25 protein-coding genes are annotated in these 24376 nt (G+C 69.2%); 12 read left to right on the top strand and 13 right to left on the bottom strand.

The window, feature by feature from the left end:
- Nucleotides 1-79 precede the first annotated feature (79 nt).
- Genes ACW174_RS07905 through hisC form a run of 3 tightly spaced genes read left to right on the top strand, consistent with a single transcriptional unit; the run spans nucleotide 80 to nucleotide 2906 of the window.
- Complete coding sequence (locus tag ACW174_RS07905) at nucleotides 80-1126, top strand: DUF2125 domain-containing protein (protein WP_492017102.1); 1047 nt, start codon at nucleotides 80-82, stop codon at nucleotides 1124-1126.
- The gene (locus ACW174_RS07900; protein WP_492017101.1) at nucleotides 1126-1809 is read left to right on the top strand and encodes a hypothetical protein; all 684 of its coding nucleotides are present in this window, start codon (nucleotides 1126-1128) and stop codon (nucleotides 1807-1809) included. The genes ACW174_RS07905 and ACW174_RS07900 overlap by 1 nt, the downstream gene beginning before the upstream one ends.
- An 8-nt stretch (nucleotides 1810-1817) precedes the next feature.
- Nucleotides 1818-2906, top strand: coding sequence for a histidinol-phosphate transaminase (gene hisC, locus ACW174_RS07895; RefSeq protein ID WP_492017100.1), 1089 nt, complete (start codon nucleotides 1818-1820; stop codon nucleotides 2904-2906).
- A gap of 28 nt (nucleotides 2907-2934) precedes the next feature.
- Here hisC and ACW174_RS07890 read toward each other — a convergent pair whose 3' ends face one another.
- The 3 genes from ACW174_RS07890 to ACW174_RS07880 form a co-directional block, all read right to left on the bottom strand.
- Nucleotides 2935-3741 carry a TIGR02186 family protein gene (locus ACW174_RS07890; RefSeq protein WP_492017099.1) on the bottom strand — a complete coding sequence of 269 codons (807 nt, stop codon included), beginning with the start codon at nucleotides 3739-3741 and terminating at the stop codon, nucleotides 2935-2937.
- On the bottom strand, nucleotides 3738-4661 hold the full coding sequence (locus ACW174_RS07885; RefSeq protein ID WP_492017098.1) for a sulfite exporter TauE/SafE family protein: 924 nt from the start codon (nucleotides 4659-4661) through the stop codon (nucleotides 3738-3740). The genes ACW174_RS07890 and ACW174_RS07885 overlap by 4 nt, the downstream gene beginning before the upstream one ends.
- 103 nt (nucleotides 4662-4764) lie before the next feature.
- Nucleotides 4765-7602, bottom strand: a complete 2838-nt coding sequence (locus tag ACW174_RS07880) for an SEL1-like repeat protein (protein ID WP_492017097.1) — start codon at nucleotides 7600-7602, stop codon at nucleotides 4765-4767.
- Nucleotides 7603-7826: 224 nt separating this feature from the next.
- On the opposite strand from ACW174_RS07880, the gene ACW174_RS07875 reads away from it, so the two are divergent.
- Both ACW174_RS07875 and ACW174_RS07870 read left to right on the top strand, forming a co-directional pair.
- Entirely contained in the window at nucleotides 7827-8027 is a 201-nt protein-coding gene (locus tag ACW174_RS07875; RefSeq protein WP_492017096.1) for a hypothetical protein, read from the top strand.
- A 60-nt stretch (nucleotides 8028-8087) separates the two neighbouring features.
- On the top strand, nucleotides 8088-8597 hold the full coding sequence (locus tag ACW174_RS07870) for a pyridoxamine 5'-phosphate oxidase family protein (protein WP_492017095.1): 510 nt from the start codon (nucleotides 8088-8090) through the stop codon (nucleotides 8595-8597).
- A 104-nt stretch (nucleotides 8598-8701) separates the two neighbouring features.
- Here the strand turns inward: ACW174_RS07870 and argF are convergent, their stop codons facing one another.
- On the bottom strand, nucleotides 8702-9616 hold the full coding sequence (gene argF, locus ACW174_RS07865) for an ornithine carbamoyltransferase (protein WP_492017094.1): 915 nt from the start codon (nucleotides 9614-9616) through the stop codon (nucleotides 8702-8704).
- A 25-nt stretch (nucleotides 9617-9641) separates the two neighbouring features.
- Entirely contained in the window at nucleotides 9642-10814 is a 1173-nt protein-coding gene (locus ACW174_RS07860; RefSeq protein ID WP_492017093.1) for an aspartate aminotransferase family protein, read from the bottom strand.
- A gap of 202 nt (nucleotides 10815-11016) precedes the next feature.
- On the opposite strand from ACW174_RS07860, the gene ACW174_RS07855 reads away from it, so the two are divergent.
- Nucleotides 11017-12447, top strand: a complete 1431-nt coding sequence (locus ACW174_RS07855) for an alpha/beta fold hydrolase (protein ID WP_492017092.1) — start codon at nucleotides 11017-11019, stop codon at nucleotides 12445-12447.
- Between the two features lie 9 nt (nucleotides 12448-12456).
- Here the strand turns inward: ACW174_RS07855 and ACW174_RS07850 are convergent, their stop codons facing one another.
- Entirely contained in the window at nucleotides 12457-13278 is an 822-nt protein-coding gene (locus ACW174_RS07850) for an ABC transporter permease (protein ID WP_492017091.1), read from the bottom strand.
- Nucleotides 13279-13601: 323 nt separating this feature from the next.
- Here ACW174_RS07850 and gcrA point away from each other — a divergent pair, with 323 nt between their 5' ends.
- Entirely contained in the window at nucleotides 13602-14126 is a 525-nt protein-coding gene (gene gcrA, locus ACW174_RS07845; RefSeq protein ID WP_492017090.1) for a cell cycle sigma 70 cofactor GcrA, read from the top strand.
- A 394-nt stretch (nucleotides 14127-14520) separates the two neighbouring features.
- On the opposite strand, the gene apaG is transcribed toward gcrA, so the two are convergent.
- Nucleotides 14521-14928 carry a Co2+/Mg2+ efflux protein ApaG gene (apaG, locus tag ACW174_RS07840; RefSeq protein ID WP_492017089.1) on the bottom strand — a complete coding sequence of 136 codons (408 nt, stop codon included), beginning with the start codon at nucleotides 14926-14928 and terminating at the stop codon, nucleotides 14521-14523.
- 90 nt (nucleotides 14929-15018) lie between these two features.
- Here apaG and ACW174_RS07835 point away from each other — a divergent pair, with 90 nt between their 5' ends.
- Nucleotides 15019-16050, top strand: a complete 1032-nt coding sequence (locus tag ACW174_RS07835) for a 2'-deoxycytidine 5'-triphosphate deaminase (protein ID WP_492017088.1) — start codon at nucleotides 15019-15021, stop codon at nucleotides 16048-16050.
- A gap of 183 nt (nucleotides 16051-16233) precedes the next feature.
- Here ACW174_RS07835 and ACW174_RS07830 read toward each other — a convergent pair whose 3' ends face one another.
- Nucleotides 16234-17442 (bottom strand): MFS transporter, encoded by a 1209-nt coding sequence (locus tag ACW174_RS07830; protein WP_492017251.1) that lies wholly within the window; start codon nucleotides 17440-17442, stop codon nucleotides 16234-16236.
- A 95-nt stretch (nucleotides 17443-17537) separates the two neighbouring features.
- Nucleotides 17538-18014, bottom strand: coding sequence for a cupin domain-containing protein (locus tag ACW174_RS07825; RefSeq protein ID WP_492017087.1), 477 nt, complete (start codon nucleotides 18012-18014; stop codon nucleotides 17538-17540).
- 46 nt (nucleotides 18015-18060) lie between these two features.
- Here ACW174_RS07825 and dapE point away from each other — a divergent pair, with 46 nt between their 5' ends.
- Nucleotides 18061-19248 (top strand): succinyl-diaminopimelate desuccinylase, encoded by a 1188-nt coding sequence (dapE, locus tag ACW174_RS07820; RefSeq protein WP_492017086.1) that lies wholly within the window; start codon nucleotides 18061-18063, stop codon nucleotides 19246-19248.
- Here dapE and ACW174_RS07815 read toward each other — a convergent pair.
- From ACW174_RS07815 to ACW174_RS07805, 3 genes are read right to left on the bottom strand one after another with little or no spacing between them, the layout of a single operon-like run.
- Complete coding sequence (locus tag ACW174_RS07815; protein WP_492017085.1) at nucleotides 19245-19445, bottom strand: hypothetical protein; 201 nt, start codon at nucleotides 19443-19445, stop codon at nucleotides 19245-19247. The two genes, dapE and ACW174_RS07815, sit on opposite strands and share 4 nt — an antisense overlap.
- A gap of 1 nt (nucleotide 19446) precedes the next feature.
- A complete protein-coding gene (locus ACW174_RS07810; RefSeq protein ID WP_492017084.1) occupies nucleotides 19447-19788 on the bottom strand; it encodes a RidA family protein in 342 nt (113 codons plus the stop codon).
- 4 nt (nucleotides 19789-19792) lie between these two features.
- Entirely contained in the window at nucleotides 19793-21106 is a 1314-nt protein-coding gene (locus ACW174_RS07805; RefSeq protein ID WP_492017083.1) for an amidohydrolase, read from the bottom strand.
- A gap of 25 nt (nucleotides 21107-21131) precedes the next feature.
- Between ACW174_RS07805 and ACW174_RS07800 the strand changes: the two genes are divergently transcribed.
- The 3 genes from ACW174_RS07800 to ACW174_RS07790 are packed head-to-tail and all read left to right on the top strand — an operon-like array spanning nucleotide 21132 to nucleotide 23357.
- Nucleotides 21132-21536 (top strand): hypothetical protein, encoded by a 405-nt coding sequence (locus tag ACW174_RS07800; protein ID WP_492017082.1) that lies wholly within the window; start codon nucleotides 21132-21134, stop codon nucleotides 21534-21536.
- Between the two features lie 32 nt (nucleotides 21537-21568).
- Nucleotides 21569-22870 carry an MFS transporter gene (locus ACW174_RS07795; protein ID WP_492017081.1) on the top strand — a complete coding sequence of 434 codons (1302 nt, stop codon included), beginning with the start codon at nucleotides 21569-21571 and terminating at the stop codon, nucleotides 22868-22870.
- A gap of 49 nt (nucleotides 22871-22919) precedes the next feature.
- Entirely contained in the window at nucleotides 22920-23357 is a 438-nt protein-coding gene (locus tag ACW174_RS07790; protein ID WP_492017080.1) for an SRPBCC domain-containing protein, read from the top strand.
- A 30-nt stretch (nucleotides 23358-23387) separates the two neighbouring features.
- On the opposite strand, the gene ACW174_RS07785 is transcribed toward ACW174_RS07790, so the two are convergent.
- Nucleotides 23388-24368 (bottom strand): type II secretion system F family protein, encoded by a 981-nt coding sequence (locus tag ACW174_RS07785; RefSeq protein ID WP_492017079.1) that lies wholly within the window; start codon nucleotides 24366-24368, stop codon nucleotides 23388-23390.
- Nucleotides 24369-24376 lie beyond the last annotated feature (8 nt).

Below are 24376 nucleotides of genomic sequence, written 5' to 3'. Positions count from 1 at the left end.
CCGCGCGTTGCGCCACTTCAGCGCGGCCCCGCCCCGAACAGCCCTACTTGAGAGCCGTTTCGTGCGTTAGAGAGGCCTTATGAGCGCACCTGAAAAGCCCTACCGCCATTCCCGCCGCGGCCTGATCGGCCCCTTCCTGATCGCCGGGATCATCCTGGCGGCCTGGACCGGCTGGTGGTTCTATCTGGTGCAGCAGATCGAGACGCGGCTGGAGGCCCAGGTCGCCACCCTGCAGCAGGGCGGCTGGACCATCACCCATGCGGATATGACCACGACCGGCTGGCCGTTCCGGGCGCGGGTGTCGATCCCGCACGCCGACATCGTCGCCCCGTCCGGCCATGGCGTCGCGGCTCCCGAGATCGTGGCCGAGGCCAATGCCTGGAACCCGGACCGCTGGGTCATCCTGGCGCCCGACGGCCTGACCCTGACCCGCGCCGAAAAGGGCAAGGTCGGGGTGCGCGGCGACGCGCTGCGGATGAGCGTCAGCCATCTGCGCGACCGTTTCCCGGACCTGCGGGTCGAGCTGGTGCGCGCGGTCTTCACCGCCCATCGCGACGCCGACCCCTTCCCCATCGCGTCCGCCGAACGGATCCAGCTGGAGACCCGCCCTCACCTGACCGACGGCGCGGCGACGACGGACGAGATGGACGTGCTGTTCAACCTGGTCGATGCGCGCGGCCGTCCCGGCGGGCCGGTCGAGGGCGCGACGCAGGACGGGCGGCTGACGCTGGCGCTGGAAGGCACGGTGCAGCAGGCGACAAAGCTTAAGGGGCCGGACGCGGCGGGCGTGTTCGCCAACTGGAGCCGGGCGGGCGGACGTTTCACCGCCATTCGTGGCGAGCTGACGGCGGGCGAGAGCCGGGCGCGTCTGTCCAGCGAGGCCCTGTCGGCGGACGCCGGGGGTCGCCTGACCGGCGACCTGGCCCTCACCGCCGAGAAGCCCGGCCCGATGATGTCGGGCATGGCGGCCTCACAGTCCGGGGAGGTGAACCGGGCCGGCGCGGCGGGCGCGGCGGCGGCGACCGCCGTCAACGGCGACCGCCCCGTCGATCTGGTGATCCGCTTCCGCGACGGCCGCACCTGGCTGGGGCCGTTCGCCCTGGCCCCGGCGCCGAAGCTGTTCTGATGCTGACCGAACCGCCCGAAGACGCGGCGCGGCTGGCGCTGGATCGCGCGCTGGCCCAGGCCGTGCGGGCGCGGCTGGCGGCGGGCCAACGCCCGACCGTCGACGCCGACGCCATCGCCATCCGCGAGGCCCTGAAGGGGCTGAAGCCCGCGGAGAGCGCCGCCGCCCGCTCCGTGCTGGGTCGGCTGGACGCGGCCAGCGGCCCGCCGCTGGTGGTCTGGGGGCCGGCGTCTCAGGTGCTGGCGGCGGATCGCTACGGTCTGGCGGCGCGACTGGCGGCCAAGCCGGAGGCGGCGCTGAAGGCGGTGCGCGAGGGCCGGCGCGCCCTGATGGACCTGACGCCGTCGAACCCGTGGTTCGGGCGCCTGCTGGCCGAGCCGGACCTGCGCGTGGTCGCCGCCCTGCCCGACCATGGCTCCGGCCTGCCGCGCGCCCTTCTGGTGCAGCGGACCCAACCGGGGCCGACCGGCCATGACCGCACCTTCTGGGCCACTGACAGCGCCCTGCCGAACAGCCGGATCCTCGACGCCCTGTCCGACGCCGGTCTGGCCGCGACACCGCTGATCGAGGCGGGCGGCTTGAAGCTGTTCGTGCTGGCGGGCTATGTGCAGGCGGAGGACGGGCGGCTGAACGGCGCGCCCGGAACCCTGTCCGGCGTCATCGGCGCCGCCCCTCTGTTCTGAGAGCTTCCATGACCGACGCCATCCAGCCCAAGCCCGGCATTCTCGACATCGCGCCCTACGTCGGCGGCAAGTCGAAGATCGACGGCGTGGCCGAACCGATGAAGCTGTCGTCCAACGAGAACGCGCTGGGCGCGGGCCAGAAGGCGCGCGACGCCTATCAGGCGGCGGTCAACAACATCCATGTCTATCCGGACGGCCGGGCCGGCAAGCTGCGCGACGCGGTGGCCGAGCATCACGGTCTGGACGGCGAGCGCCTGATTTTCGGCAATGGCTCGGACGAGGTCTTCGCCCTGCTGAACCAGACCTATCTGCAACCGGGCGACAACATCGTCACCGGCCAGTACGGCTTCCTGGCCTATCGCATCTCGGCCCTGGCCAATCAGGCGTCGGTCAAGCTGGCGCCCGAGCCGGGCTTCAAGGCCGAGGTCGAGGCCATCCTGGAGCAGGTCGATGAGCGGACGAAGATCGTCTACATCTCCAGCCCCTCGAACCCGACCGGCAGCTACAACACCGCCGAGGAGACCCGCCGTCTCCACGCCGCCCTGCCGCCCCACGTGCTGCTGGTGATCGACGAGGCCTATGCCGAGTTCGTCACCGCGCCGGACTGGGAGACCAGCTTCCCGCTGGCCAGGGACGCCGAGAACATCGTCGTCACCCGCACCTTCTCCAAGATCCACGGTCTGGGCGGCCTGCGCATCGGCTTCGGCTATGCGCCGCTGAAGGTCTGCGAGGCGGTTGACCGCATCCGCCTGCCGTTCAACGTCTCGGTCCCGGGCCTCGACGCCGCCGTCGCGGCCCTGGCCGACGCCGCCCACCAGAAGGCCTCGCTGGACCTGGTCGAGGCCTGGCGTCCGCGCCTGACGCAGGCGATCAAGGGCTTCGGCTTCGACGTCTTCCCCAGTGCGGGCAATTTCGTGCTGGTCCGTTTCGCGGATGCGGCCCGGGCGGCGGCGGCCAACGACTATCTGCAGACCAAGGGCATCATCGTCCGCGGCGTCGGCGGCTATGGCCTGCCCGACTGCCTGCGCATCACCGTCGGCACGGAAGACCAGAATCGCGCCGTGCTGGACGCCCTGAGCGAGTTCGCGGCCCAATAATTTTCCCTCTCCCAAAAAGGGAAGGGCGTCAGTTTCGCCTGAAGATCCGGCTGGCCGCCCAGCCGGTGAACATGGCCAGCAGCACGCAGAGCACGCCGTAGCTCCAGGGGCGGCGGTGGGCGAACTCGAAGACGTCGCGCTCGAAGCCAACCTTTTCGACGGTCAGGGTGAGGTTGCTGACCGAGACGGGCTCGCCCTGCTGGAACAGCCAGACCTCGGCGAAATACTGGCCCGTCGGGGCGACGGCGGGCAGTTCGACCTCGGCGCGGAACAGGCCGCGATCGACGAACTGGACCCCCTTGGGGTCGCTGTTGTACAGCGCCGCCGCCTCGCGCAGGCGGATCACGGCGCGGCGGTAGTCGAGATAGTCCTCGCCCAGCCGGCTGACGACCACGTCGCGGACGCCGTAGCGGGTGACGGTGCGGCTTTCCTCCGGCGCGGCGATGCGCAGGTGGTCGACGCCCACGCCCAGACGCCGCAACTGGCCGAAGTCGGCGATGTCCGGCAGGGGCCGGGTCGAGGCGGTCATGTAGAAGCCGGGCGCGCCCTCGAACAGGACCGGGCGGCTGTTCAGCCAGACGCCGGTGTTGCGGGTCTTCTTGACCAGACGCACGGGGCCATCGGGGCCGCGCACCACCACGACCACGTCGGCGGGCTGGTCGGTCGGGTTGAACACCGCGCCGTACAGAACGATGGAGGCGCCGCGGAAGCTGGAGTCGACCATGACCCGCGCATCGGTCATGGCGGCGGCGACGCGGACCTCGCCCGTCGTACCGACCGAGCGCTCGGGCGCGGCGGCTTCGACGGCGGGCGGCGGGGGCGGGAGCTGCATCATTGCGCCACCCCCGGCGCGAAGCTGAACAGGTCCGACGGCCGGACGAACAGCTCCAGCCCCATGTAGATGCCGACCAGCAGAACGATCACGGCCAGCACCGCCCGCAGCTCCTCGGCGCGGAAGCGACCCGACAGGCGGGCGCCGTACTGGGCGCCGACGACGCCGCCCAGCAGCAGGATGGTCGACAGGACGATATCGACGGTCTGGTTGCGGCCGGACTGCAGCACGGTGGTGATGGCCGTCGTGATGATGATCTGGAACAGGCTGGTGCCGACGACCACGCTGGCCTTCATCCGCAGGATGTAGAGCATGGCCGGGACCAGGATGAAGCCGCCGCCGACGCCCATGATGGCGGACAGGATGCCGACGAAGATCCCCAGCCCGAACGGCGGGATGGCGCTGATGTAGAGGCCCGAACGGGGGAAGCGCATACGGAGCGGCAGGCCGTACAGCCACATCGGACGGCGGCGTTCCTTGTGTGGCGTGACCTCGCCCCTAACCCGGCGCAGGATCTGGCCGAGGCTCTCGTTCAGCATCAGGGCGCCGATCGAGCCCAGGAAGATCAGATAGGACAGGGCCACCACCAGATCGGCCTGACCGAGCAGGCGCAGGTAGCGGAACAGCTCGACCCCGGCGAAGGCGCCCAGCACCCCGCCCAGGGCCATGATGCCCCCGATCTTGTAATCGACCTGTTTGCGGGCGGTGTAGTGGATGACCCCGGAGGTCGAGGAGGCGACCACGTGGCTGGCCTGACTGGCGACCGCCACCGACGGCGGGATGCCGAGGAAGATCAGGATCGGAGCCATGAGGAAGCCGCCGCCGATGCCGAAGAGCCCGGAGACGAATCCGACCGTCGCGCCCAGCAGAACCAGGAGCGGCCAGTTCACCGAAACTTCGGCGATCGGCAGATAGATATCCAAAGGACGCGCCTTCGGCTGGAACTGAGGTCAAACGCCCGAAAGGCGACGGTGGAAGTGTCCTGAACGCCTCGGGCCGCCGGCGCAACCCGTTGCGCCTGAAAGGTTAGGCGACCGGCTCGACGGTGAAGCGATCCGCCTCGGCGCGAGCCTTGCCGCGATCGGCGACCGACAGGACATTGCGCAGGCGATCAACCGCCGCCGCGGCGTCGCCGTCACCGGCGCGCGAGGCGATCAGATACCATTTGAAGGCCTCGACGGTGTTCATGCGAACCCCGCCCCCGCCGCTTTCCAGCAGTTTGGCGATGTTGAACTGGCTATCGACCAGACCCTTTTCGGCGGCGCGGGTCAGCCAGCCCATGGCCTCGTCGGTGCTGGCCGATCCGCCGACGCCCTGGAACAGGTACATGCCATAGGCGTGCATCCCGCGAGGGTCGCCGGATTCGGCGGCGCGCTTCATCCAGGCGCGGGCCTCGACCGCATTCGGGGTCACGCCCTTGCCGCCATCCTGATAGAGGCCGGCCAGTTGCAGCTGGGCCGCGGGGTAGCCGAGGGTGGCGGCCTGTTTGAGCAGGTCCAGCCCGGCCGCGTCGTCGCTGTCCAGCTTGATGACGGCCTGCTGGTAAAGATCCGCGCCCCGGGTCAGGTCGGCGGGCGTGGCCTCGACCGTAGCCAGGGCGGCGATGGGTTCGGCGGTCGCGGTGGCGTCGCCCATGCCCGGAATGTGGATGCCCGCGTCGGTCAGCTGGCTGAAGGCCACGGCGCCGGTCGCCGTCAGCACCACGGCGACGGCCGAGGCGCCCAGCGCCTTGCGCACGGCGCTGCCTTCGCGCGACGCCTGCTTGTCCAGACGTTCCTGCAGGCGCGATTTGCCACCCCGCTTCAGGCCGAAACCGCCGCGGGCCGGAGCCTGTTCCGGTTCGGACATGGCCGCACGGGCGGCGTCGATTGCCTGGCGGGTGGAGGCGGCGGCCCGGCCTTGCGCGGCCGCGGCGCGCAGGGCGCGGGGATCGACGAAATCGGTCTCGCCGGCGAAATCATCCGGGCCGGCGTCAAAGCCGTCCGGCGCGGTGGCGGCCAGGGCGTCGGAGACGTCGGCGCCGCCGAAGCTCTGACCGAAGGGCGCCGAAGACGCGGCGGCGGGCGAGGTCGCGAAGACGGGGGTATGCGGGGCGTCCAGTTCATCCGCCAGCGACGCGGTGAACGGTTCGGCCACCGCCTCGCGGCTGCCGAAGGGCGTCGACGCCGGTTCCGGCGCCGTGCGCGGGCCGCGCATGACGGCGTCGAACACCGTGTCGGCCGTCAGGACCTCACGGTCGAGCTCGACCTCGGGTTCGGGCGCGAATTCCGGCTCGGGCGGGGCGAGGTCGGCGGACCAGGCCTGCTGCTCGGCATAGACCGGGTCCGGATCCTCGAACGTCTGGCCCTGGAAGGGCGCATCGGGGAAGGCCGCGTCCGGGAAGGCGGCGGCGCGCCAGTCGGGCTGGACGTCGGCGGCCGCGACGGGCGTCGGCTCCGGGATCGGTTCGGCCTTCGGCGCTTCGGCGCGGCGTTCGATGTTTTCGCGGGCTTCGGCGATCAGGGAGGCGGTGCGCTCCTCCGACATCCGCATGCGCTCGGCCAGTTCGCCCGAGGCGCGGTCGTAGCGTTGCTCGATGCGGCTGGAGCTGTCGGCCAGACGGCGGCCGATATCGTCCAGCGCCTGCTGCGAGCGGCGCTCGGACTGGGCGATCCGCTCGCTGAGGCGGTCGGAGATGCGGGTGATCTCGCCGCCCAGTTTTTCCAGCGCCAGGGCATGACGGTCGTCCGAGGCGGTCAGGCGCTGTTCCAGCCCCTGCTGAAGCCCCTGGGCCAGACGGCCCATGTCGCCCTCGACCTTGCGGGTCAGAGTCTCGCCCAGCTTTTCAACCCGGGCGTCGACGCCGGTTTCGATCCGGCCGACGCGCCCATTCAGGTTTTCGGCGATGCGGAGGACTTCACGGCCCATCGCCTCGACCGCCCCGGCGGAGCGGGTTTCCGAGGTCTTGAGCTGATCGCCGAGCGACACCACCGCCCGCTCGATGCGGTCCATGCGGTTTTCGGACTCGGCTGTGTCGAGCCGCCGCATCATTTCGGTGCGGTTGGCCTCGACCTGACGGCTCAGCGCTTCGGCCAGCTTCTCGAAGCGGGCGGCCTCACGGACGCCCTCGGGCTCGACCCGGGCTTCGGCGGTGCGCAGGCGCTGATCGAGGTGGGCGAAGGAGCGTTCGAGGCCGCGCAGGGCCTCGGTCGTGCGCGACTGCGCCTGATCCAGACGGGCGCCGACCTGGGCCAGCAGGTCCGAACCCGCGCCGGGACCGGCCAGCTTCTCGACCACGTCCATGCGCTGGCGCAGTTCGTTGACGCCGGAGCGCTGGCGCTCCTCGATGTCGTAGAGGCGGCCCGCGAGCGCGCCGAGGCCGGTTTCGACCTTGCCGAAGGTTTCGGCGGTCTTGGGCCCGACCTCGTTCTCGAACTTGCGCAGGCGGCGATGGCCCTCGCGCAGCTCCTCGGCGATGTCATCGAGGCGGCGGCCGTACTGACGACCGTCCTGATCGGCGGCCTCCAGACGACGGACCAGTCCGGCGACAGCCTGGTCCACGCCCTGGATGGCGACGGTCGAGCGGCGCTCGGCGGCTTCCAGACGGGCGGCGATGGCGTCGATCGAGGCGCCCAGACGGTGGGCGTCCTCATCCGCGCCGTAGGCGTCGTCCAGCCGGCGGCTGCGGCCACGGCGTTCGAACATCTCGGCGGCATGCGGTCGGCGCGGCAGGGGGGTGTAGCCCTCGTCCTCGTCGCCGTCCTCCATGATCATGGAATTCAGCCACTCGCCGAGCGTCATGCCCGAGCGACGCGCAAGGTCCTTGGCGATCTCGCGAGCCTTGGGGTCTATCCCCTTCACGCTCCACGGCGCGGCTGCGCTCACTGATTCGTCTCCCGACCTTTCGCTGACGCTAATGCGCCAGATCAGGGGTGTAAACGCGTGGTTAACCCCAATATGTGGGGGCCCCGCCATCTTCCTGTGGAAAGCCCGCTCACGAACCGAACAGATGGGGCCGACGTGGTTAACGGACGGTGAAGATTAACTTCCCGGCAAGGAGTCGCCCCCTTGCGCGAAGCCTTTCCGCGGCTCACCTCACGCGGATGGACATGACCTCCACCCTGGCCCTCGTCGCCGTCACCCTGGCGATCACCGTCTTCGCGGGCTGGCGCGGCGCGCGCCCCTGGGATCCGACCCGGAAGGTGCGGATGGCGCCGTGGCGGTTCATCATGGTGTTGGGCGGCGCGGTGACGGTGCTGCTGCTGGTCCACGTCGGCGCCCTGCTGGGCGTGCCGCAGCGACAGTACTGACGCGGAACCACCGCGCCGCCCGACGCTTCCGTGATCAACCCCGATCACAGGAGACCGCTCATGGGCGACAAGACCCTCACCGCCGCCGAAGCTGAACAGCATTTCTGGGACAGCCTGAAGAAGTCCAACACCGGCCTGCTGGGCCTGGACCGGCCCGGCTACCACGCCCAGCCCATGACCGCCTTCCGTGAGGAGGAGACCGGCACGATCTGGTTCTTCACCCGCGACGACACCGATCTGGCGAAGGATGCGGCCGTGGGCGGCGGGCAGAACGCCATGTTCCACTACGGCTCCAAGGACCAGAACGTCTGGGCCTGTATCCACGGCCAGCTGTCGGTGCACGGGCAGGACCGGGAGATCATCGACCGCCACTGGAACCCGGTGCTGGCCGCCTGGTATCCCGAGGGCAAGGATGACCCGCATCTGACCCTCCTGCGCTTCGACGCCGATGACGGCCGCGTCTGGGTCAACGAAGGCGGTTTCTTCAAATTCGCCTATGAGGTCGCCAAGGCGAACATCACCAAGACCATCCCGGATGCGGGCGGCGTGGCGGATGTGAACCTGCAGTAGGCAGTAGGCGGTAGGCGGTAGGCGGTAGGCGGTAGGCAGTAGGATCACGACAGCAGGCGGAGAGCACAGTCTCCCTATTGCCTACTGCCGATCTGCCTATTGCCTCAGCCCGCGAAGCACCAGGCCAGCACGGCCTTCTGGGCGTGGATGCGGTTCTCCGCCTCGTCCCAGACCAGGGACTTCGGCCCGTCGATGACCGAGTCCGTCACCTCTTCCCCGCGGTGGGCGGGGAGGCAGTGCAGGAAGACGGCGTCGTCGTTGGCCAGCGCCATCAGGGCGTCGTCGACGCCATAGCCGTCAAAGGCTTCCAGGCGGGCCTCATAGTCCTGATCCCCCATCGACACCCAGGTATCGGTGACGACGACGTCGGCGCCGGAAACCGCCTCGCGCGGATCGCTGGTCAGCAGGACATGATCGCTGCCCCGGGCCAGATCGTGCAGGTCGGGATGATATTCGGCCGGGCAGGCGACCTGCAGGCGGAAGCCGAACTTGGGCGCCGCGTGCATGAAGCTGTGGCAGACGTTGTTGCCGTCTCCGACCCAGGCGATGGTCTTGCCCGCCACCGGTCCGAGATGCTCCTCGATCGTCAGCAGGTCGGCCAGGATCTGGCACGGGTGGGAGCGGTCGGTCAGGCCGTTGATGACCGGCACGGTCGCGACGCGGGCGAAGCGCTCGACGTCCTCGTGGTCATTGGCGCGGATCATCACGGCGTCGACCATGCGCGACAGCACCTTGGCGGTGTCCTCGACCGGCTCGCCGCGTCCCAGCTGCATGTCGCCGGCGTTGGCGATGATGCCCGAGCCGCCCAGCTGCCGAATGGCGGCGTCGAAGCTGAACCGGGTGCGGGTCGAGTTCTTCTCGAACACCATGGCCAGGACGCGATCCTTCGCCGGAGCGTCGGCGTCGGGGCGGCCCTGCGGCCAGCCCTTGCGGGCCTGTTTGCGGGCGTGGGCGTCATCGAGGATGGCGCGCAGCTCCTCGGCTTCGAGCCGATAGATGTCCAGGAAGTGACGGACCATTGGGCCCTCCAGATCGGTCAGGGCCTCAGGCCAGTTTGGTCCGCGCGAACTCGCAGGTCTTTTCGAAGCGTTCGACGGCTTCGCGGGCCTCGTCCAGCGTCAGCACCAGCGGCGGCAGGATGCGCACGCAGTTGTCGCCGCCGCCGGCGACCAGAAGCTGGTTCTCGTCCCGGGCCCAGCCCATGAACTCGCGGTTGTTGGGGACCAGTTTGACGCCGATCAGCAGCCCCTTGCCGCGAACATCGGCGATGATGTCCGGGAAGCGCTCCTGCAGGCCGTGCAGCTGCTGCTTCAGATAGCCGGCGATCTCGTTGACGTGGGCCAGGGTTTCCGGCTTCGACAGTTCGCCGAAGGCCGCGCGACCGACGGCCATGGCCAGCGGGTTGCCGCCGAAGGTCGAGCCGTGGACGCCGACGGTCATGCCCTTGGCCGCGTCCGCCGTGGCCAGACAGGCGCCGATGGGGAAGCCGCCGCCCAGCGCCTTGGCGATGGCCATGATGTCCGGGGTCATGCCGGCCCATTCGTGGGCCCACAGCTTGCCGGTCCGGCCCATGCCGCACTGGACCTCGTCGAAGATGATCAGCACGCCGTGCTCGTCGCACAGCTCACGCAGGCCGCGCAGGCATTGCTCGGGCATGGCCCGGCAACCGCCCTCGCCCTGCACCGGCTCGACGATGATGGCCGCCGTGGTCGGGTTGGCGATCGCCGCCTTGATGCCCTCGTGGTCGCCCCAGATCAGCTGGTGGAAGCCTTCCATCTTGGGGCCGAAGCCTTCGGTGTAGGACGGGTTGGCGGCGGCGTTGATCGCGCCGTAGGTGCGACCGTGGAACGAGCCGTCGAAGCCGTAGATGTCGATCCGCTCGGGATTGCCGTTGGCGACGTGATGCTTGCGCGCGGTCTTGATCGCGCACTCGACCGCCTCGGTGCCCGAGTTGGTGAAGAAGACGACATCGGCGAACGACTTGGCGCACAGCTCATCGGCCAGGGCTTCCTGCCCCGGAATGCGGAAGATGTTGGAGACGTGCCACAGCTTCTGGGCCTGCTCGGTCACCGCGGCGACCAGCTTGGGGTGGGCGTGGCCCAGGCCGTTGGTCGAGATGCCGGCGACACAGTCGAGGTATTCCGTGCCGTCCGTGGACCAGAGACGCGCACCCAGACCACGCTCCACTTCCAGCGGCGCACGGTTGTAGACACCCATCAGATGCTCTTGGGACACGGAACAGACCTCCAGAAGAGAGACGGCCCCGGCGCGGGTGCGACGGAGCCGGTGAAAAGGGGTCAGGCCTTGTCGGACGCGAACCCGGCTTAGTCAACACCGCGGCCGCACCCGGCTTACCGATCCTTAAGTTGCCCTGCCCGGCCGCGCGCCCAACTGTGCCGGCGAGTCACAGGAGGCGTGGATGCGGGCGACAGGAATTCTGGCGGCAATGCTGGTCGCGACGACGGTCTCCGCGCCTGCGAAGGCGCAGACGGCGACCGACCGCACACGCTTCGAACCCGGCCCCTGCGCGGTCGAGGTGGCGACCGACGAGCGCATCGCCTGCGGGCTTCTGATCGTGCCGGAAAACCGGTCGCGGGCCGACAGCCGGTTGATCCGCCTGCCCGTCCTGATCTTCCGCAGTCGGGCCGAGGCGCCCGCCCACGATCCGGTGATTTTCCTGACCGGCGGACCGGGCAACAGCGCCCTGGCCGGCCAGAGGTCCGGGCGCGGCAACCCCTTCCTTGAGGAGCGGGATCAGGTGCTGCTGGAACCTCGCGGCGGCAAGCTGACCGAGGCGGCCCTGGAATGCCCGGCGATCAATGCGCTGAAGGGCGAGATCGCTTCCGGCGCCATAGGGCGCGCAGAGGCCGACGCGCGGCTGACGGCGGCGGCGGTCGACTGCCGGGCCGCTCTGGTCGCGCGCGGGGCGGACCTGAACGGCTACACCTCCGCCGAGGCCGCCGACGACATCGAAGCGCTGCGCGTGGCGCTGGGCTACGACAAGGTGAACCTTTACGCCCTGTCCTACGGCACGCGGCTGGCGCTGACGGCGGCGCGGCGGCACCCGGGCGCGGTGCGGAGCCTTGTGCTGGATTCCGTCCTGCCGCCCGAGGTGGGCTATGACGAGACGGCGTCCGCCAACACCTGGCGGGCATTGAACTCTGTCTTCGACGGCTGTTCGGCGGACCCGGCCTGCGCCGCCGCCTGGCCCCGGGTCGGGGAGGATTTTCGAACCCTGGCCGCAGGACCGGACGGGCCGAAGGTCGTCGCGGCGATCACCAATGCCCTGCAGGACCCGCGTCGGATCGCCCTGATCCCCCGCGCCATTGGCGCAGCGGCGGCGGGGCGGCGCGAAGAGTTGTCCGGATGGATCGCGAGCGACGGCGGCGCCTCGACCTTCACCTGGGGCCTGAGGCTGTCGGTCTGGTGCGCGGAGGAGGCGCCGTTCGAGACGGCGGAGCGGATCGAGGACCAGACCGCGGCGCATTGGGGGCTGGCGAGCGCCGACCCCCGCACGGCGTCCGTCGCCATGTGCCGGGCCTGGAATGTGACCCCGGCCGACCCGGTCGAGAACACAGCGGTCGCGTCGGACATTCCGACCCTGATCTTCGGCGGCGAATACGACCCGACCACACCGCCGGACTGGGGCCGTCGCCTGCTGGCGCGGATGCCGAACGCGACCTTTGTCCTGATGCCGGGACTGTCGCACGGAGCCAGTTTCAATCGCTGCGCCGGGATGATGGCGGTCGCCTTCGTCCACGATCCGGCCGCGACGCCCGACACGGTCTGCGCCAGCCGGATGCGCGGCGCCGACTTCAGCCTGAGCGCCGCGCCCCGTCCGACGGAGTAGGCCGGAGGCTCAGCTCTTCAGACGCCAGCCCGACTTGAACACGGCCCAGCAGGCCCACGACATCAGCAGGGTCAGGACCGCGCTCATGGCGACGCCGATCCAGAGGCTGCCCTCGGCGTGGCCGATGAAGCCCGAGCGGAAGCCGTCGATCATGTAGAAGATCGGGTTGAAGTGGCTGATGGTCGCGAAGGGCTCGGGCAGGTTGTCGACCAGATAGAAGGTGCCGGACAGGAAGGTCATCGGCATGATGAGGAAGTTCTGGACCGCCGCCAGCTGGTCGAACTTTTCAGCCCACAGACCGGCGAAGACGCCCAGCATCCCCATCAGCAGCGAGGCGGTCAGGCCGAACCACAGGATGGTCAGCACATTGGTGACGCCCAGTTTGGCGAACGGCATGACACAGAGGGCGGTGACCAGGCCGACGGCGATGCCGCGGGTGGCGGCGCCGAGGGAGAAGCCGATGGTCAGCTCCAGCGGGCTGAGCGGCGGGGTCAGGAAGTCGGTCGCCGTGCCCATGATCTTGGCCTGGATCAGGCTGGACGAGGCATTGGCGAAGGCGTTGTTCAGGATCGCCATCATGATCAGGCCGGGCGCCACGAACTCCGGGAAGGGCGTGCCGTCGATGGGCGGCCGCGAGTCCTTCAGGGCGACCACGAAGACCAGCATATAGAGCAGGGTCGTCACGACCGGCGCGGCCACGGTCTGGGCGCCGACCTTCCAGAAGCGCCGAACCTCCTTGAGATACAGGGTCTTCACGCCCTCCCAGTTGACGCCGTTGTAGCGGCGCGGCTGCGGGAGCCCGGACGGGCGCGTGGAGGCGAGATCGGTCATGGGTGCGCAGATGCGGCGGCGGGCGGCGCGACGCAAGGGGCAGGGAGTGAAGAGTGAGTGGTGAGCAGTGAATCGTGGCCCAACTGAAAGGCGCGCTGTCCACCCGCGGCGTCGCGCCCAACCTCCTGCTCACTCCTCACCACTCGCTTTTCACGCTGAGAGGTCTCACAGCCGCGACAATTTTAACCATACCAGATGTAGTTCCTGTGGACGGACCAATTCCCACATATTGCGCCTTTTAAGAGGTAGTTTACGATTAGGAGTAGGTCGAGACCCCCGCAGGGCGGTCCCGGCGCCAAATATTGAATCCTCGGAGGGCGATCATGACCGCAGGCTGGACTGAAGACCGCGTCGGCGCGTTGAAAAAGCTTTGGCTTGAAGGCCAGTCGGCCAGCCAGATCGCCAAGCAACTGGGCGGCGGCGTGACCCGCAACGCCGTCATCGGCAAGGTGCACCGCCTGGGCCTGTCGGGCCGCGCCGCGCCGTCGCAACCGGCCCGCGCCACCTTCCGCCCGTCGCGTCCGCGCCCCGCCGCGCCACCGACCCAGGCGCCGTCGGCCCCGCGCCGCATCGAGGCCGCCCAACCGCGCGCCGTGACGCCGGTCGCCCCGACCACGGCCCAGATCCCCGACCTGCCGGGCACCGCCACGGTCATGACCCTGGGCGCCCACATGTGCAAATGGCCGATCGGCGACCCGTCGTCGTCGGAGTTCAGCTTCTGCGGCCGTCGCGCCTCGGAAGGCGTCTACTGCATGGAGCACGCCCGGGTCGCCTATCAGCCGCAGGTCCGCAAGGGCGCCAAGGACGGCGCTTCGGAACTGGCCCGCAGCCTGCGCCGCTACATCTGACAAGAGCGCTATCGCTCGCGACGCGGTCGCTCGCTGCTTGAGCGCGGCCGCGTCGTTGCATTTCTGGCGCTCGATCCGGCCCTCGCCGGTGGCGCCCAAAGAAATGTCACGAATGGCCCCTACAGGGGCCGCCGTCCGCCCGACGCCGCCCGCCGCGGCTTCGGGAATGGGGCGGGGCTGCGGTTATCCGGGTTGACGCAGCCCCTCACCTTTTGATGGCATTGGCTCCGGCGTCAGGCCGTTGAGCACCGCGCGATGCAAGCGATTAGTGGTTAGTGGTTAGTGGCTGCACCGAGCCGCCGTATCGACCCGCGTCCGGATCGCACGATCGCCACGGCATCGAGCCACTAGCCACTCGTCGCCGCGATGCCCGCAGCACCCCGACCGCCCGCGCCTAGTTCAGAACCCGCCGCTCACCCGGGACATCCAGGCTGAAGGCCGGGATCGCCGCTTCGAACATGCGGCCCAGGTCGTCGACCATGGAATAGCCGCCGACCATGGAGCCCGACGGCGTGCCCAGCGGGCAGCCCGAGGCGTAGGAATAGCTGTCGCCCGGCTGGATGGTGGGCTGTTCGCCGACCACGCCGGGACCGCGCACCTCCTCGACATGCCCTCTCGCGTCGGTGATTTCCCAGCGGCGCGCGACCAGTTGCACCGGCGAGGCCGACAGGTTCACGATTTCGACCTGGTAGGCCCAGACCCATCGGCCCGCAGCGGGGTCGGACTGGCCGGCCAGGAAGCTGGGCCGGACGCGCACCACGATGCCGTCGGTTTCAGCTTGATAGGCAGGGCTGTCGTGCATCCGCGCATGGTCCCCGAACCCCCGCCGCCGTCAAGAGCGGGCTCTGGCGAGAGAGGAGAGACAGGCCGCGAATTCGTGTAAGCGGAGGGCATGACGTCTTTCATTGCTCCCCGTCCGGGCATCCTGCCCGCCCAGTCCATCGAAGCCCTGATCGCCGGTGGCGCGATCGCTTCCGACACCCCCTTCGACGCCGATCAGGTGCAGCCGGCCAGCCTGGACCTGCGGCTGTCATCCGTCGCGTGGCGGGTGCGCGCCTCCTTCCTGCCCGGCCAGCGCAAGGTCGAGGACCGGATCGCCGACGTGGCCATGCACACGATCGATCTTTCCGCCGGCTATGTGCTGGAGAAGGGCTGTGTCTACATCGCGAAGCTGCAGGAGCGGCTGAGCCTGCCCCAAGGCCTGATCGCCAGAGCCAACCCCAAGAGCTCGACCGGTCGCGTGGATGTTTTCGTGCGCCTGCTGACCGATCGCGGCGGCAGCTTCGATGATGTGGACGAGGGCTATGAGGGGCCGCTGTATCTGGAGATCGCGCCCCAGACCTTCTCCATCCTCGTCCGCCCGGGCACGCGCCTGAACCAGTTGCGCCTCAAGGCCGGCGAGCCGCCGAAACTGGAGACCCGCTCGGTCGGCGTCGAGCTGTCGGGCGGCGAGAACGGCATCGTCGGCTTCCGCGGCCGTCGCCATGCCGGGGTGGTCGATCTGGACCACATCGACGGCCACGACCCCAAGGATTTCTGGGAGCCCCTGACCCTGCGCCATGGCGAACTGCTGCTGGACCCGGGCGAGTTCTACATTCTCGCGTCCTCGGACGACGTCGAAATCCCCGTCGATCAGGCCGCCGAAATGACGCCGATCGACCCGTCGGTCGGCGAGTTCCGCGTCCACTATGCCGGCTTCTTCGATCCGGGCTTCGGCACGGACGAGGCGCACGGGGCGGGCTCCAAGGGCGTGCTCGAGGTTCGCACCCACGACACGCCCTTCCTGCTGGAGCACGGCCAGATCGTCGCCCGGCTGGTCTATGAGCCGCTGACGGAACGCCCGTCGCGCCTCTATGGCGAGAGCGGCAGCCACTATCAGAGCCAGGGGCTGAAGCTGTCGAAACACTTCAGGCCGTGGGGCTAGTCCTCCCCGTTCGCATTGCGAATGGGGAGGTGGCGCGCCGCGAATACGCGGCGTGACGGAGGGGGCGGCGCAGGCTTCTGAAAGCCATCCGCCAATCCCTTCACGCTTGCGCCGCCCCCTCCGTCTCGCCCGCGACGCGGTCGAGCCACCTCCCCATCGCGGACCGCGACGGGGAGGATATGATCAGCTCAGCTTGTCCGCCTTCCTGAGTCCCGGGAACATGGCCGACCAGGCGCCCGTGGCCACCAGGGCGCCGACGCCGCCGAAGCAGGCGGCTCCCACGGCGCCGAGGATCCGGACCATCAGGCCGGAATAGGCCTCGCCCAGCTCGTTCGACGCGCCGATGAACAGCATGGAGACCGAGCTGACCCGGCCGCGCATGTGGTCGGGCGTGGCCAGCTGGATCAGGGTCTGGCGGATGTTGACGCTGATCATGTCCGCGCCGCCGCCGATGAACAGGGCGAGGCCCGACAGCCAGACGATTTTCGACAGGCCGAAGGTCAGGGTGCACAGGCCGAACACGGCCACCGCCGCGAACATCCAGCGCCCCCCGTGCTTCACGATGGGATAGCGGCTCAGATAGATGGCCACGGCCATGGCGCCGACGCCGAACGAGGCGCGCAGCAGGCCGAAGCCCTCGGGCCCGACATGCAGGATGTCGCGCGCGAAGATCGGCGTCAGCAGGGCGACCCCGGCCAGCAGGACCACGACCAGATCCAGCGAGATGGCGCCCAGCACGATCTTGGTCTGCCAGACATAGGCCAGCCCTTCCTTGACCGACTCCAGCGGCGTCAGCTTGCCTTCCACGGGCGCGGGCTTGCCGCCGGTCCGGATCAGGATGAAGGCGGCCACGGCCAGCAGGAACATCCCCAGCGACACCGCATAGGCCAGCGGCACGTTCACGCCGACGATGACGCCGCCCAGCGCCGGCCCGGCGATGGCGCCCGTCTGGAAGGCGATGGACTGGGCCGCGATGGCGGGCGGCAGGGCCTTGCGGCCGACGACCATGGGCAGGAAGGCTTGGCTGGCGGGCGCGAGGAAGGCGCGCGCCGCGCCGAAGACGGCGGCGACGGCCAGCAGGCCCCACAGCGGCGGCGCCCCGTGAAGCGCCATGGCCAGGAAGGAGGCCGCGCAGGAGGCCTCGACGAGGATGGAGATCCAGACGGTCTTCTTGCGATCGCGCCGGTCGGCCATGGCGCCGGCGGGCAGGGTGAAGGCGAGCAGCGGCAGGAACTGGCACAGGCCGACCAAGCCCAGATAAAGGCTGGCTTCCTCGATCGGATGGTCACGTCGCGCAATTTCATAGACCTGCCACAGCAGGGCCGACGACTGGATCTGGATCGCCAGCACGGCGACCACGCGGCCGAACCACAGCAGGCGGAAATCGCGGATGCCCCACGGGCTGGACGGGCCACCATCCTGAGGCGGTTGCGGTGGCGCGGGGGGAACGGGGGGCGTCGGCGAGCCGGCGTCGAGGCTTTCAACAGTCACGTGCGTCGATCAACTTTCGGGTAGGGGGAGCCGTCCCGGTGGAAATAGCGATCCGCCCCCTCGGGCAGGACCATGTCGATATCGGGGTAGTCGCAGGCGTCGGTTTTCGGCGAGCGCGTACCGACTTCCAGCAGAACGGCCTCGCTGTCCGTGCGGTTCTCGATCTTGTGGCCGTTGGGCACGCCCGCGGGAAAGCCCGCGCAGTCGCCGGCCCGCAGGACGGTCTCTCCGTCCTGTTCGACCAGCACGACTTCGCCAGAGAGCACGGTCACGAACTCGTCCTCCGACGCATGCCAGTGACGCTGGCTGGACCAGGCGCCGGCCGGAAGACGCAGCAGGTTGACGCCGAACTGGCTCAGCCCCGCCGCATCGCCCAGCTTCCAGCGCCGCCGCGGCTTGCACGGATCGGCGAATTCCTCGGGATAGGTCGTCCCGTGCCCGACGGGCGCTGTGTCGATGTCAATCTTCGGCATGGCCAAGCCTTCTCCGCATCGTCGGGACCACGTAAAGCAAGGATCCATGAGCCATGCATCAACTCCGGTTATCGATCCTGTCGAACTGACCCGCGATCTGATCCGCATTCCGTCCGTCACCCCCGCCGATGAGGGCGCGATGGATGTGCTGGAACGGACGCTGACGGCGCTGGGCTTCAGCTGTCGCCGGCTGGCGTTCGGCGACCCCGACGGCGAGGGCGCGAACGCCCGGATCGAGAACCTGTACGCCCGCCGCGGGACGGCGTCGCCCAACCTCTGCTTCGCCGGGCACACCGATGTGGTGCCGACCGGCGCAGCCGAGGCCTGGACCTCCGGCCCGTTCGCGGCCGAGGTGAAGGACGGGGTGCTGTACGGGCGTGGCGCGGTGGACATGAAGGGCGGCATCGCCGCCTGGGTCGCGGCGGTGTCGAAGGTGCTGGCGGACGGCGACGTCCCCGGCTCCCTCTCCTTCCTGATCACCGGCGACGAAGAGGGCCCCGCCCTGCACGGGACGAAGAAGGTGGTCGAGGCCCTGATGGCCGAGGGCGAGGTGATCGACGCCTGCGTGGTCGGGGAGCCGTCGTCGCAGCAGCGGCTGGGCGACATGATCAAGATTGGACGGCGTGGCTCGTTGAACACCTGGATCACGGTGCACGGCAAGCAGGGGCACGTGGCCTATCCCGATCGCGCGGCCAATCCGGTGCCGGTGCTGGCGCGACTGGCGACGCGACTGGCGGACCACCGGCTGGACGAGGGCTACGAAGCCTTCCAGCCTTCGAACCTTGAGCTGACCACGCTGGACGTCGGCAATACCGCCACCAACCTGATCCCGGCGGACGCCCGGGGGCGGCTGAACATCCGGTTCAACCCGTCGCACACGGGTGAAAGCCTGATGGCCTGGCTGAACGCCGAGGCCGGCAAGGCCCAGGCCGAAAGCGGACTGCGAATCGACGTCGAGCACATGCATTCGGGCGACGCCTTCCTGACCCAGGCGGGCGTGTTCGTGCAGGCGGTGCAGGATGCGGTCGAGGCCGAGCTGGGCGTTCGCCCCGAAGCCTCGACCACCGGCGGCACCTCGGACGCCCGCTTCATCCGCGCCCTGTGCCCGGTGCTGGAACTGGGACTGGTCGGCCAGACCATGCACCAGATTGACGAGCGCGTGCCGACAGCGGAGCTGGAGGCGCTGGCCGGGACCTATGAGCGGGTGATCCGGACCTATTTCGCCCGAGTCTAGTTGAGCCGACCTTCCAGTTTGGCGATACGGCGGTCCATGTCATCCACGACCGCTTCCAGCCGCGCCTTCTCGGACGCCATGTCGACGGGCGTGCCGTCGTCGTAGTGGATCTGCGCGCCCTTGCTGATCAGGTCGAGGCGGTAGATGGCCGTCACGCGCTGCGCCCGGAAGCGCTCCAGTTCGCTGTTGTCGCCCATCTCAGCGCGCCGCCACGACGATGATCTCGACCCGGTAGTCCGGGGCGGCCAGCCGGGATTCGCCGGTGGCGCGGGCGGGCGGGTTGTCGCGATCCACCCAGGCGTCCCAGACGCTGTTCATGGCCTCGAAATCGGCGATGTCAGCCAGCCAGATGGTGGCGGACAGGATCTTCGACTTGCTGCTGCCGGCCTCGGCCAGAAGGCTGTCGATCTCGGCCAGGGCGGTGCGGGTCTGGGCGACGACATCCTCGCCGGGTTCGCCGACCTGACCGGCCAGCCAGATGGTGTCGCCGTGGATGACGGCCTGGCTCATGCGGCCGTCGGATTGCAGTCGGGTGATCATGGTCTCAGTCGCGTTCAAGGAAACGGAGCGCGCTCAGTACATGGGTTTTGACGCCGAGCGGCAGCACCTTTTCGTTCACATCAAACGCGGGCGAATGGTTGGGAGCGGCCTGCGCCGGATCGATCCCGTCCGGTGTCCCGCCCAGATGATAGAAGACGCCCGGCACCGCCTGCGACAGGTAGGAGAAGTCCTCGGCCACGGTGGTCGGCGGGGTGGCCGGATTGACGTTCCCCTCGCCCGCCGCCTCGGTCAGGACCGGGGCCAGCCAAGCGGACAGGTCCTCGTTGTTGAACACCAGGGCCGCGTTCTGGCGCACCGTGAACTCGGCCGTCGCGCCATAGTTTTCGGCGACATTGTCGATGGCCACGCCGGCGCGCCGGACCAGATCGTCGCGCTGGGCGATGTCGAAGGTGCGCAGGGTGCCCGACAGGGTCGCGGTGTCCGGAATGATGTTGTAGCGCACGCCCGCGTCGAGGGTGGAGATGGTGAAGACCGTCGGGGTGGTGGTCGGGTCGATGGTGCGGGCGGTCAGGGTGTTGATCGTCTGCACGATGTCGGCCGAGGCCGCGATCACGTCCACCCCCTTCCACGGCCAGGCGCCGTGGGTCTGGCGGCCGTGCAGGACGATGTCCACCCGATCCGAGGCGGCCATGAAGCCGCGCGGGCGATAGAAGACGGTCCCCGCCCGGCCCGGCACGACGTGCAGGCCGAAGATGGCGTCGGGGCGAGGATTGGCCAGGGCGCCCTCCTCGATCATCAGGGCTGCGCCGCCCTTGGGCTCTCCCGGAGGCGCGCCTTCCTCGGCGGGCTGGAAGATGAAGACGACGGTCCCGGCGATGTCGTCCTTCATGCCGGCCAGAACCTCGGCGGCGCCCATCAGCATGGCGATGTGGGCGTCGTGGCCGCAGGCGTGGGCCACCGGCACCGGATTGCCCATATAGGTTCCGGTCGCGGTGGAGGCGAAGGGCAGGCCCGTGGCCTCCAGCACCGGCAGGGCGTCCATGTCGGCGCGCAGGGCGACCGTCTTGCCGGGACGCCCGCCGCGCAGGATGCCGACCACCCCGGTCCGCCCGACCCCGGTGCGGACCTCCAGCCCCAGCGACCGCAGATGTTCGGCGACGAGGGCGGCGGTGCGGGTCTCGGAGAAGCCGAGTTCGGGATGGGCGTGGAGGTCGCGACGCCAGGCGACGACCCGGGGCGTTCCGGCCTCGACGGCGGCCTCAACCCGGGCCAACGGAACCTGGGCCATGGCCTGCCCGGCCACGAGGGCCAGCCCGAGCGCGAATGACGAGGCGGCGAGCAAACAACGGACGGCCATGGCGTTCTCCGGGAGGTGAGGCACCGTGACAGCCCCCGCGCCCCTTGCGCAAGACCGGCCCTCTCTCGATCTGGAAGGCATGGCCCTGAAGACCGCGAAGACGAACTGGCAGGACGTGGTGCTGGTGTGCCGCAAATGTCAGCGCAAGCTGGACGGCGAGGGCTTCGGCCCGGATGGCGACAGGTCTTTGAAGAAGGCGCTGCGGAAGACGTTGAACGCCGGCAAGGGCCGCAAGGCGCAGGTGCTGGTCATGGAGACGGACTGCTTCGACATCTGCCCGAAGAACGCCGTGGTGGCGGTGCGGGCGGGTCGGCGCGCATCGCCGATGCTGATCGTGCCGAAGGGCGCGGACCTGAGCGAGGTGCGCGCGACGCTGGATCTCGAAAGCGACCGACCCGGGACGCCGCTGAGAGTGGTCAGTCAGGGGTGACCTGAACGGGCAGACCGCCTAGGCTTGCGGCCGTGAATCTCCGCTCTCCCGCCTTTGGAATGTTGTTCGCGGTCAGCCTGATCGCGGCGGGCGGCAATATGGCCCTGCAATCCGTGCTGCCGAATATCGGTCGCACCTTCCGTCTGAGTGACACGCTCGTCTCCGGCGCCTTCGCCATCTCGGCCCTGATGTGGACCCTCGCCTCCCCCTTCTGGGCGCGCCTGTCTGACCGGATGGGGCGCAAGAAGGTGATGATGATCGGCCTGACCGGCTTCATCCTTTCAATGACCGGCTTCGGTCTGGCGACGACGTCAGGACTGAGGGGGTGGCTGGGCTTCGGCCTGGCCTTCGCCCTGATGGCGGTGGCGCGCACCATCTATGGCGTGTTCGGCTCCGCCGCGCCGATCGCGTCGCAGGCCTATGTCGCCGACCGCACCACCGCCGGGCAGAGGACGCAGGCCATGTCCATGCTGGCCTCGGCGCAGGGGCTGGGCACCGTGATCGGGCCGACGCTGGCGCCGCTGTTCGTGCTGCCGCTCGTCGGGCTGGCGGGACCGATGTACGCCTTCGCCCTGATGGGGGCGGTCATCCTCTTCGTGGTCTGGCGCAAGCTGCCGTCCGGCGATGTGGTGCGCACCCCCTCCCCCAGTGGCCGCCGCGATGAGGCCGGCAAGGGGCTGTGGAAGGACCCGCGCGTCCGCGATTACCTGCTGTACGGCCTGCTGCTGACCGGGGCGCAGGCGATCAATATTTCGGTGCTGGGCTTCCACGTCATTGATGAGATGGCGGCGACCGGCACGGCCCAGGAAGCGTCTCATCCCTTCATCGCCCTGGCGATGTTCGCCGGAGCAGCCGCGACCCTGCTGGCGCAATGGGGGCTGATCCCCCTGCTGAAGCTGCAACCGCGTGACCTGATCCGCTGGGGGGCCGGGCTGGCGCTGGCCGGCAATGTCCTGAGCATCGCCGCGCCCGGCTACTATGGCGTGGTGATGGGATACGCGGTGGTGTCGATGGGCCTGGGCTTCGCCCGGCCCGGGTTCACCGCCGGATCGTCCCTGTCGGTCGGCGCGTCCGAACAGGGCGCTGTGGCGGGTCTGATGATGGCGCTGGCGGGGCTGAGCTTCCTGTTCCCGCCGGTGATCGGGGTGGCGCTCTACGAGCTGTCCGAGCCCGCGCCCTTCATCGCCAACGCCGTGCTGCTGGTGGCCGCACTAGTGCTGTGTTTCACCAGCGCCCGGCTGCGTCGGGGACCGCCGGACCTGCCTGACCGGGACGAGACGCCGTCGCTGGAAACCCCGCCCGCCTCGCAACCCGGGCCGGAAGGCAACCGCTGAGACCACAGGCGCCCTTTTCCCGCCCGCAAAGCCGTGTCAGACGAAGGCCATGGACACCGCCAAGATCGAAAAGCGCATCGGCATCCGCGCCTCCACGGACGCCATCTGGGAGGTCATCTCCAACCTGCCCGGCTGGGACGGCTGGAACCCGATCGAGACCGGCCTGAAGGGGACCATCGCCTTCGGCGGCGAGATCACCCTGACAGAGGCCGTCGAAGGTCTGCCCGAGCGCGCGGCCGTCGCCCGGGTCGGCGAGTGGCAGCCCTATGCCCAGCTGGTGTGGATGGAGAGCCGCGGCCTGTGGTTCCGCTCGATCCGCTATTTCGAGATCGAGGAGCTGGAGCCCGGCAGCTGCATCGCCGCCAACGGCTTCGTGTTCAGCGGGCTCCGCGGCGAGATGTTCTTCGACAAGAACCGCAAGCATCTGCGTCATGCGGTCGATGCGGTGGCCGACGCCTGGAAGGCGGCGGCGGAAGGCCAGGCGTAAGCGGGGTTCGCCCCTCCGGCTGGTCCCTGGTCAGCCGCCCTTGGCCATCGTGTCCTGGATGCTGATGATCGCCGGCGTCAGGATGACGATGAACAGCACCGGCAGGAAGAACAGGATCATCGGCACGGTCAGCTTGGCCGGAAGCGCCGCGGCCTTCTTCTCGGCCGCGGACAGGCGCATCTCGCGATTTTCCTTGGCCATCGTCCGCAGGGCGGAGCCCAGCGGGGTGCCGTAGGTTTCGGCCTGGGTCATGGCGGTGGCGACCGACTTCACGCCCGGGTGGTTGGTCCGTTTCGCCAGCCCATCATAGGCCAGGCGGCGATCCGGCAGATAGCTGAGCTCGGCCGACAGCAGGGTCAGCTCCTCGGCCAGATCGATGGAGGAGCCGCCGATTTCCTGACTGACTTTCTGGATCGCGGCCTCGATGGACATGCCCGCCTCGACGCAGATCAGCAGCAGGTCGAGCGCGTCCGGGAAGGCCTGCATGATCGAGGTGCGGCGCTTGGAGATGCGGTTGGCGAGGAAGATGTTCGGGCCATAGAAGCCGATCACGGCGGCGACCATGCAGATGGTCACCCGCATCATGACGGCCAGGCCGAAATCGTTGAACACGAACAGGTAGAAGACCGACACCGCCAGGAAGAGGAACGGCATCGAGAAGCGGAAGAAGTAGAAGGTCGTCAGCGGCTTGGGACCGCGATAGCCGGCCTGGGCCATCTTTTCGGCGACCTTGGGGTCTTCCAGCAGCTGGGTCAGGTTCAGGCGTTCGACGACGCGCTTCTTGAAGCCGTCATCGGTGTGGCGCAGTCCACCCGGACCGGCGGCGATGGCCTGACGCGAGCGGCGCTTCAGCTCCTCGCGGCGAACCGCGACGGCCTTCATCCGCCCCTCCAGCTTCGCGCCGCCGGTGAACGAACCGAGCAGGGTGACGATGGTGGCGAACACCAGCACCCCGACAAGGATGCTCAGGATGTTGGCGGGTTCGGTGAAGAAGGGAATGAGGCCCGGCATCTCTGGTC

It is taken from the genome of Brevundimonas sp. AVps31 (assembly GCF_058681355.1).
This window is presented reverse-complemented; position numbering and strand designations above follow the sequence as displayed.